Raw genomic sequence first — 6,854 nt, 5'->3', positions numbered from 1 at the left:
CCCTCGCGGCACTTACCCGGTTCCGCGTCGAACTCGGCCATCTCGAGGGGCCGCTCCAACTGTGTGCTCGCTGTAGCCCTGGTGGGCTCGCGACGTACTGGACGCGTGACCTCACGGAGCACCTCGTTGCCGAGTGACGCTTGGCCGCGTGAGGCTCACATCGTACACACGAAAACGGCTAAGTGCGTTGGCTCACAATGTACACATNATGAGCACCGATAAGAAGCGCGTGCAGTTTCGGGCCCCCAATCGGCTCATCGACCGGGCCGACGCACTGGCCGCAGTCCTCGGGGAAGACCGAACAGACATCCTCGTGACCGCGCTTCGGGAGTANCTCCANGACGCNGCTCANGACGACGCACTCACCCAGGAGATCGCTGCCGCCTATTACGACGATGAGATCACCTTTGAGCAACTCAAAGCGCTCGTCGGCGCCGAGGAGGCGGCAAACCTCCGAGTGTTGAAACAGCAGTTGGACGAGGACTTCATCGACGAGGTTGCTGACGCATAGATGTCGCGCCTTATCGCAGATGCCTCCGCCCTCGTGAGTCTCGGGATTGTTACTGACGACGATCCCGATCCACTCGCACTCTGTCTCTCCCGGTACGAGGTCGTCGTCCCAACGGCGGTCATCGATGAACTCCGAGAGGTTGCCTCGTACGATGACGTCCATGGGCACGCCGCGTCCACCGTCCTCGACCGGGTGGATGCATTCACGACACAGTCGGTGGACCTCGATGCCGAGTTTCCGCTCGATGACGGTGAAAATGCGGCGGTCACGCTCGCGAATAATCTCGATGCTGCGCTCTTCCTCTGTGACGAGTTCAACCANCTTGGCTTGATCCACGCCTCACTCGCTGATACCCGGCTCGTCACGACACCGACGNTNCTCTCGGTTCTCGTTCGAACTGAACACCTATCAGCTGCTGANGCGCGGTTGCTCCTCGATGCGATCAGTGACGCCCGTAGCTGGGGNNCGAACAGNTACGTGCAGCGAGCTCGCTCGTTGCTCAAGGAGCCCTGACACCATGGAGTATCCTTCGAAGTGATTTGGAATGTCCGATAACGACGCTCTCTACGACGTTTGTGAACGAACCAAGAATCCCGAGCACGCATCAGTTGATGACGTGGTCGAACTCATCCTCGAGCGCGCACAGCATCCCCGGACGGAGCACCGGGACGCACATCTCGACGAGATGATGGCGACTGTCGTCGATAGGTACGGGACCGATCCCATCCGCACCATCGTTCACCGTGTCCTCGTCGACGGCACGCCTTTCCGGACCGCTATTCACGACCTCGAAATGTCCAACGTCGACGGTGTTCGTGTCGGGACGACCGCTGGCCAGTTCCTCGACGAACTGAACGCACAGAACGACAGCTGAGATCGGCGTAAACCCCTCCTGTTCCACGGGCGTTAATGTGCAAGCTCTGTGCAAACGCCGAAACCGTTATGCGTCTATGTGCAGAACTTGCACATAGAATGAGCGCAAGTGACGATCCCCGGCGGGTTCACTTCCAGTCGCCGGAGTACCTCGTCGACCGGCTGGATGCCATCGCCGACCTCTTCGACAAGGATCGGACAGACCTCCTCGTCGATGCCATCCGGGAGTACATCGAAGACACGGCCGACAGCGAGACGTTCCAAGAGCTGGTCGCGACGAAGTACTACGACGACCAGCTCGAGTTCGAGACGGTCAAGCAACTGGTCGGCGCCGAGACCGCCCAGCGACTCCGTCTCCTCAAAGCGGATCTCGAGGACGAACCTCTCGATCTTGCTGCGCCCGACGACGTCGACGTCTACGATGGGGATGTGACGACGGTCGACACCGCGGTCGACGACGATCGATGAGCGGTCCACGGCTGCGAACAGTCGTCGCCGATACGAGTGCGCTCGTCAGTCTCGCGGTGCCCCGTGCGGATGCAGCCATCGGTACCGATGTTCCCGACCCGTTCCAGTACCTGCTCACCTCCTGTGACGTGGTCGTCCCTCTGGAAGTAGTCGCAGAACTCCGCGATATCACGCAGTATCAGGATATCCACGCCGCTGCGGCGAGTAACGTCCTCGCGGCCCGTGGCCACTACACAGTCGAAGATCCGTATGCGCGCGAGGATACCCCGGACGCGCGACCGACGTTCGGGCTCGATGACGGCGAAACTGATGGCATCGTCCTCGCGAACGCGCTCGACGTCGACGGCTTTCTCACCGACGAATTTGGCGGCACGAACTTCCCGCTCATCCACGCGGTGCTCGAAGGGCCGCGTATCGTCCCGACACCGCGTCTCATCTGTGATTACGCCCGGAACGGCCACATGACCCACGAGGAGGCACGAACGCTACTTAGCGTGATCAGCCCCCACCGGAGCTGGGACAACAGCCCGTACGTCGCCCAGTTAGTCATGCTTCTGGAAGGATAGGTTCAGTCAGCTTCGAGGTCACGAGCGTCAAGTTCGCCGGCGAGATACTGCTCTCCCGTTCGCGTGATGTCGTAGACGCCGTTGCCGAGGTGGACGAGGAGTCCGTATTTGACGAGCGTCTTGCACCGGGCGTTGATGTGCTGCCGGGAGAATCGGACCCGATCGCTGTCCGCCATTTCCTTCGGGGTGTCGGGGCCGTCGTCAGAAAGATGCTCTAGAATGCGGTCATCAGCACGAGACATCCAGTCGGCGTCAAAGCGCATAATCGCTTGTGGTTGCGCCGACGCTATCCCGAATGCGCTAAGTCAAACATAGAAGCGATAAGCTTCTGTAGTTGACTCCCAATGTTTTAACGACTCCCCACTCTACTCCACGAGCATTGAGATGAACCAGTCCTCACCACAAACCCTCACCGTAGAAATTATCGAGGCCTTGGAATCGTGTGGGGTGGACCGCGACCAGTACCAGTTACACGACTATATCGACGTCGAAGCACTTGAGCAACTGGTAGCCCAATCCAGTGGACCAGTCGAGGTTCGTGTGACTGTCGAGGGGATTCAGCTCGCAGTTATGGGCAACAGTGTCGAAATCATCGATTCCGAAGGCGGCTGCAGTGGAGAGCAATAGAATGTCATCCGTGGACTATCGGTTCCTCGAATCGTCTGATTACGGGTATAGCCGATGTATGAAGTGGATCTGTGTACGTTCTCCAATCAGTCCAATTATGAACCTAGAACCTGGTATATCGTTCAGATGAGGGATTGGTCTCGGGCGGTGAGTCGATGGTCAGTCACCATCCTTGGAGTTATACTTCTCCTGACCACACTTGCCCGAGCCGCTATAGACACCGACGAGCCAGTCGTCGACTTCATCGAAGTCGTCCTCCCATTCGGCGTTGGCATTGGACTCATCGTCGGGGGAATATGGCTCGCCAGAACGACCTCAATAGCCCGGATCAAACAGCTGTCGAAGTGGACGTTGGGCGGGGCCATCGTCGGCGTGGCCGTCAATCTCTGGTTCGTCTTCATCATCTCGCTCGAACAGGTCCCATCCGGCGAACCGGTCGTGTTGAATCTCAACGGCGCTGGCATCTTCATGGCCGCTGGTGTGCTTCTCGGCTACTACGCAACGGGACTGCAAGCACGCGAACACCAGCTCGAACTCTCGGAAAATCGCTTCCGGGCGCTCACGGAGAACTCGTCGTTCGCAGTGATCTCAATCGACGAAACGAGTACGATTCGGTACGCAAACGACGCGACCGAGGAACTCTTCGGCTATCCTACGACTGACCTCGTCGGTAAGTCGCTGACCACGCTGATGCCCACTCGGTTCCGTGAGGCCCACCTCGAGGGGCTATCTCAATACCTCTCGAAGGAAACCCAAACTATCGACTGGGACGGCCTCGAACTAGCCGGGCTGCGAGCTGATGGCGAGGAATTCCCCGTCGAGATCAGTTTCGGCGAATACGGCGTAGCGGATGACCACCTCTTCACGGGCGTCATTCAGGACATCTCCGACCGGAAAACAGCCGAACAGCAGCTTCGTGACCACACGTCGAAAGTCACACAGTTGCACGAGGTTGCGACTGAGATTACGAGTGCGGATTCCCGCGAGCAGGTGTACCAACGCACAGCAGACGGGGCCGTGGACGTCTTTCCCGCTGATGTTGCCCGTGTCGCGACCATGGACGGAGACCAACTCGTGCCAGCTGCCAGTTCGGACCAGGGGTCCATTGACCAGTGTCAGCCCGTGTCCGCAACGCTCGGGTACGCGGGGCAGAGCTACCAGTCGGGTGAGATCCTCCGACTCGACGATCTGACGGATACGCGCTCGGCAGCACAGTCCCCACGTCAGGACGGGGGGACTCAGCCGGACGCGGACCCAGCAGAGCCACGAGCGCTGTTGAGCATCCCGCTTGGGGAGTACGGGGTGCTGCAAGCGTTTGCGTACGAGCCAGGGGCGTTCTCCGCCCGCGATGAAGAGGTCGCCGAGATGCTCGCAACACACGTCACGACAGCCCTGCAGCGCATCGAGGCTGAGTCGACCATTCGACGCGAACGCGACCGGCTCGAAGAGTTCGCCAGCATTCTCTCCCACGACCTCCGGAATCCGTTGAACGTCGCTCAGGGTCGGTTGGAGCTCTTAGAGATGACTGGCGAACTAGAGCACGTGGACGCCATCGACCGTGCGCTCGATCGGATGTCACGACTCATCGAGGATATGTTGACACTCGCTCGTGAGGGCGATGCGGTCGGCGAGACGCAGGCGGTCGCGCTTCGCACGGTTGCTAATCAAGCCTGGAACAACGTGGCAACTGAAGCCGCCTCGCTCGAGATCGTGTCGAGCGTCCAGCTTGAGGCGGACCACAGTCGGCTCATCCAGCTGTTCGAGAACCTGTATCGGAATGCGATCGAACACGGCGGTGATGGGGTCACGATTCGTCTTGGGGCCCTTGACAGCGGCTTCTTCGTCGAAGATACGGGTTCCGGTATTCCGGAGGACGAACGAAACGACGTCTTCCAGAGCGGGTACACGACCAATCAGGACGGTACCGGGTTTGGGCTCGCCATCGTCAAACGGATCGTCGAGGCCCACGGGTGGGAGATTACGGTCACCGAGGGCACTGACGGTGGGGCCCGGTTCGAGGTTTCAGGCACCTGATCGAGTTCACTATTGAGAGCGTGAGGCCACGGATACGAAAGCCCTCGGCCGCTCGACGTCCCGCGACCGCCGCTGCGCGCCTCGTGCCTGCGGTGCTTGCGGGGTCGGGGAACGACCGAGGCGGCCTCGCCCTTTCTGAGTCCGCCAGGACGGTGAATGGCTCACCGAGCGACGTGGCCGGCTGGACAGGTGTGTCCGTGACGGCCCGCCCCGCTCGCCGCTGCCGCCCTCCGCGTCGCTCGCGACCGACCATTCCGGGCGTGCGGGCGCTCTCCGCACCGCCCGCGCCCGTTCCGGGCTAAAATGCATGTGCCCTCGGCGCCAGCGGGAAAGCGCGAGGGGTTGCGCCGCGTCGCTGCTCACCCCCCACGCTTTCTCCGCTGGCCGCTCGCTCCGGGCGGGTCGGCGCGCGGTGCTGGTTGGGTGGCCTCCCTGAGGCGCGCTCTCGCTCGCGCCCACAGGGCGCTCGCGAAGGCGCGAGCGAGAGCGCGCAGATGGTTCTGTCGGTCGTTGTCGTCGAGGAAATCCGCGATGTTGAGGCATCGCGGTGTCGGGCGCGTGAGCGCCTTCAGGAGCTGTACTAACTCCAATGTCGAGTAAGAACGTCTTCGGTAATGAGGTTTCGGTCGATGAACAGGCTTTCGAGAAACACGATGACGTCGAGGTCGACGAGGACGGATTCGAAGTCGTCGACGAGACCCCGGAGTTCCGGGCGACAGTCGACATGGAAGTGCAGGCGAAGGTCGATTCCAACCATCCAGACGCGCGGGTCGAGGAAGGTCCGGATCACCTGTTCGGGAAGACTCTCGAACAGGAGGAACGCATCGAGGCCCGGGAGGCCGAGCTGGAGCACATCAGTGCCCAGGCGGAACTCAGTCAGCAGGAGGGGCGCGCGAAGCGGACGCGAGAGGTCGTCGTCGAGCAGTGTGGCCGGGACGAGCCCGAACCGGTGGAGCGCACGGATCCCCGAGAGAAGCTGACGCAGAAGGAACTCGCGGCGGTGAACAAGCAGGCGATGCGGATCAACGACGAAGTGCAGGGCGGCTGGTCGAGAGCAGTCGTCGCGAAGCAGCTGGCCGAGAAGGTGCAACGCGGCCAAGACGTGACCAAGGCGGTGCTGGAGACGTTGGAGGAGCAGAAGGCGGTCCCCGGTGCAATCGTGCCCATCGCGGACGTGCCGGACGTCCCGGTCGGTGAGGTAACGGTCGAAGGAACAATCGAGACCCTCTGGGAGCCTTCCTCAACGAGCATCCAGCAAGTCGGGCTGATAGCGGATGACAGCGGGAAAATCAAGTTCACCTGCTGGGAGAAATCCGGGCAGACAGTGGTGCGTGAAGGTCAGACAGTGCGGTTCCGGGCAGCAGCCAAGAACTGGTACGAAGGTCGGTGCTCAATCGCGCTGACCGGGTGGTCGAGGATCGAATTCCCGGAGCGCGGTCGGTGGTGGGAAGAATAGGCAGTCGGAGCAGTCTTCTTTTTTGCTATGTGCCGGACCGACCCAGACCCCGCCACCCCACCCTCCGCTCCGTGCTCGCTTCGCTGCGCGCGCAGCCACGACCTTGTAGACGGACTAACAGAGGAGATCATAGACAGCCCTCCAGAGGTCGAGATCAATCTATGCTTCCTGACGTGACTGGTACGTAGAGCGTGCGGACTGGACGAGGTGGTTCACCAGCGACGAGCGGCTTCATAGGCTACTGTGGTTGGGAGGAGGACAACCAGTAAGACGAACGTGATTTCACCTATTGTTGGGCCAGACTGCGTGAGGGCGCTAT

10 protein-coding genes are annotated in these 6,854 nt (G+C 61.0%); 9 read left to right on the top strand and 1 reads right to left on the bottom strand.

The window, feature by feature from the left end:
• From EGH24_RS15960 to EGH24_RS14155, 6 genes are all read left to right on the top strand, one after another.
• Window positions 1–137, top strand: a 137-nt coding sequence (locus EGH24_RS15960) for a DUF7558 family protein (RefSeq protein WP_449271762.1), incomplete at its 5' end; no start/stop codon positions are given.
• A gap of 71 nt (window positions 138–208) precedes the next feature.
• On the top strand, window positions 209–511 hold the full coding sequence (locus EGH24_RS14175) for a hypothetical protein (protein WP_142980770.1): 303 nt from the start codon (window positions 209–211) through the stop codon (window positions 509–511).
• Window positions 512–1,024 carry a hypothetical protein gene (locus EGH24_RS14170; RefSeq protein ID WP_142980769.1) on the top strand — a complete coding sequence of 171 codons (513 nt, stop codon included), beginning with the start codon at window positions 512–514 and terminating at the stop codon, window positions 1,022–1,024.
• Between the two features lie 31 nt (window positions 1,025–1,055).
• Window positions 1,056–1,385 carry a hypothetical protein gene (locus EGH24_RS14165; RefSeq protein WP_142980768.1) on the top strand — a complete coding sequence of 110 codons (330 nt, stop codon included), beginning with the start codon at window positions 1,056–1,058 and terminating at the stop codon, window positions 1,383–1,385.
• Between the two features lie 98 nt (window positions 1,386–1,483).
• Complete coding sequence (locus EGH24_RS14160) at window positions 1,484–1,852, top strand: hypothetical protein (protein WP_142980767.1); 369 nt, start codon at window positions 1,484–1,486, stop codon at window positions 1,850–1,852.
• Window positions 1,849–2,418: a hypothetical protein gene (locus EGH24_RS14155; protein ID WP_142980766.1), complete on the top strand. Its 570-nt coding sequence runs from the start codon at window positions 1,849–1,851 to the stop codon at window positions 2,416–2,418. The genes EGH24_RS14160 and EGH24_RS14155 overlap by 4 nt, the downstream gene beginning before the upstream one ends.
• Before the next feature lie 2 nt (window positions 2,419–2,420).
• Here EGH24_RS14155 and EGH24_RS14150 read toward each other — a convergent pair whose 3' ends face one another.
• Window positions 2,421–2,681, bottom strand: coding sequence for a helix-turn-helix domain-containing protein (locus EGH24_RS14150; protein WP_142980765.1), 261 nt, complete (start codon window positions 2,679–2,681; stop codon window positions 2,421–2,423).
• Window positions 2,682–2,802: 121 nt separating this feature from the next.
• Here EGH24_RS14150 and EGH24_RS14145 point away from each other — a divergent pair, with 121 nt between their 5' ends.
• The 3 genes from EGH24_RS14145 (at window position 2,803) to EGH24_RS14130 (ending at window position 6,535) form a co-directional block, all read left to right on the top strand.
• Window positions 2,803–3,045 carry a HalOD1 output domain-containing protein gene (locus tag EGH24_RS14145; protein ID WP_142980764.1) on the top strand — a complete coding sequence of 81 codons (243 nt, stop codon included), beginning with the start codon at window positions 2,803–2,805 and terminating at the stop codon, window positions 3,043–3,045.
• Between the two features lie 147 nt (window positions 3,046–3,192).
• A complete protein-coding gene (locus EGH24_RS14140) occupies window positions 3,193–5,079 on the top strand; it encodes a sensor histidine kinase (protein WP_185903337.1) in 1,887 nt (628 codons plus the stop codon).
• Window positions 5,080–5,668: 589 nt separating this feature from the next.
• Window positions 5,669–6,535, top strand: a complete 867-nt coding sequence (locus EGH24_RS14130; protein WP_142980762.1) for a DNA-binding protein — start codon at window positions 5,669–5,671, stop codon at window positions 6,533–6,535.
• Window positions 6,536–6,854 lie beyond the last annotated feature (319 nt).

The sequence above is a fragment of the Halonotius terrestris genome (assembly GCF_006861665.1).
In the GTDB taxonomy this organism is placed as follows: domain Archaea; phylum Halobacteriota; class Halobacteria; order Halobacteriales; family Haloferacaceae; genus Halonotius; species Halonotius terrestris.
Note: the sequence above shows the minus strand (reverse complement) of the source record. Positions and strands in the feature narration are given on the sequence as shown.